At 69.4% G+C, this 1,912-nt stretch carries 1 protein-coding gene; it reads right to left on the bottom strand.

What is annotated here, in order from left to right:
• Positions 1 to 555 precede the first annotated feature (555 nt).
• Positions 556 to 1,912 (bottom strand): ABC-F family ATP-binding cassette domain-containing protein (locus AOK08_RS40700; RefSeq protein ID WP_055535451.1); only part of this gene is annotated, 1,357 nt, incomplete at its 5' end.

The raw sequence follows: 1,912 nt of genomic DNA, 5'->3' as shown, positions 1-1,912 counted from the left end.
TAGCCGTACCCCGGCTGGGGAGTGGGTGGGGCCGAGGGCAGGGGTGGCTGGACCCCGTATGGGGTGCCCTTCGCCACTGGCTGGGGCGGCTGCTGCGGTGGCTGTTGCTGTCCCTGCTGCGGTGTCTCCGGCGGTGGGCCGAAGCCGCCCTGGGGCGGGTCCGTGGGCGGAACCGCGGGCGGGCCCGTCGGTGGCCCCTCGTACGGACCTTGGGGTGGTTGGCCGGGCGGCTGGGTCATCAGCGCGTTCCCCCTTCAGCTGATTTTTAGCCACGCCCCGAGGCACGCGAACGGTGCGCGAACGGATCCTGGAGGGATCGCGAACGGATTCCGGACTGATCCGGACGCACGCGGAGAGTTGCTCGGGGAGTTCTCAGAAGCCTCTTTCTACCACTCTGTGGCCACCCCGCACCGGACGGTATCCGCCCCCGTCACCTCTGTTCCCAAGGGAGAACCGGCTCGTGATGCCGCTGTTATGCGTGTTCACGAGCCCTTCACGCCATGACTGCGAGCTTCACGGTTCGCGCCCGCCCGTGCGCGAACCGCCAGACCGCGACTACGACTCGTCCGCGAGTTCCAGCCACCGCATTTCCAACTCGTCGCGTTCGCCCGCGAGTTCACGAAGTTCGGCGTCGAGCTTGGCGACCTTCTCGAAGTCGGTGGCGTTGTCGGCGATCTGCGTGTGCAGCTTGCTCTCACGCTCCGACATCTTGTCCAACTGCCGCTCGATCTTCTGGAGTTCCTTCTTGGCGGCCCGGACGTCGGCGGCACTCTTCTCGGTGACGGCCTTGGCGGCGGCCGGTACCGGTACGGCGGCGGCCGCGACCTCCTCCATCCGCTTGCGCCGCTCCAGGTACTCGTCGATGCCGCGCGGCAGCATACGGAGAGCGGCGTCGCCGAGGAGGGCGAAGACGCGGTCGGTGGTGCGCTCGATGAAGAACCGGTCGTGGGAGATGACGACCATGGAGCCGGGCCAGCCGTCGAGCAGGTCTTCGAGCTGGGTGAGGGTCTCGATGTCGAGGTCGTTGGTGGGCTCGTCGAGGAAGAGGACGTTGGGCTCGTCCATGAGGAGGCGCAGGATCTGGAGCCGCCGCCGCTCACCACCGCTGAGGTCCCCGACCGGGGTCCACTGCTTCTCTTTCCCGAACCCGAAGGTCTCGCACAACTGCCCGGCGGTCAGCTCGCGCCCCTTGCCGAGGTCGACGCGGTCCCGGACCTGCTGCACGGCCTCCAGCACCCGCAGGTTCGGGTTGAGCTCGCCGACCTCCTGGGAGAGGTAGGCGAGCTTGACGGTCTTGCCGACGGCGACGCGCCCGGCGGCGGGCTGGGTCTCGCCCCCGGTGCGGGCGGCCTCGGCCATGGCACGGAGCAGGGAGGTCTTGCCGGCGCCGTTGACGCCGACGAGGCCGATACGGTCGCCGGGGCCGAGCTGCCAGGTGAGGTGCTTGAGGAGCACCTTGGGCCCGGCCTGCACGGTCACGTCTTCCAGATCGAACACGGTCTTGCCGAGGCGGGTCGAGGCGAACTTCATCAGCTCGCTGGTGTCGCGGGGCGGCGGTACGTCGGCGATCAGCTCGTTGGCGGCCTCGACGCGGAAGCGCGGCTTCGACGTACGGGCGGGCGCCCCGCGCCGCAGCCAGGCCAGCTCCTTGCGGACGAGGTTCTGCCGCTTGACCTCTTCGGTGGCGGCGATGCGTTCGCGCTCGGCGCGGGCGAAGACGTAGTCGGTGTAGCCGCCCTCGTAGTCGTACACCGCGCCCTTCTGCACGTCCCACATGCGGGTGCAGACCTGGTCGAGGAACCAGCGGTCGTGGGTGACGCAGACGAGCGCGGAGCGGCGCTCGCGCAGATGCCGGGCGAGCCAGGAGATGCCCTCGACGTCGAGGTGGTTGGTGGGCTCGTCGAGGACGATC

This window comes from Streptomyces graminilatus, assembly GCF_001418565.1.
GTDB lineage: Bacteria > Actinomycetota > Actinomycetes > Streptomycetales > Streptomycetaceae > Streptomyces > Streptomyces graminilatus.
This window is presented reverse-complemented; position numbering and strand designations above follow the sequence as displayed.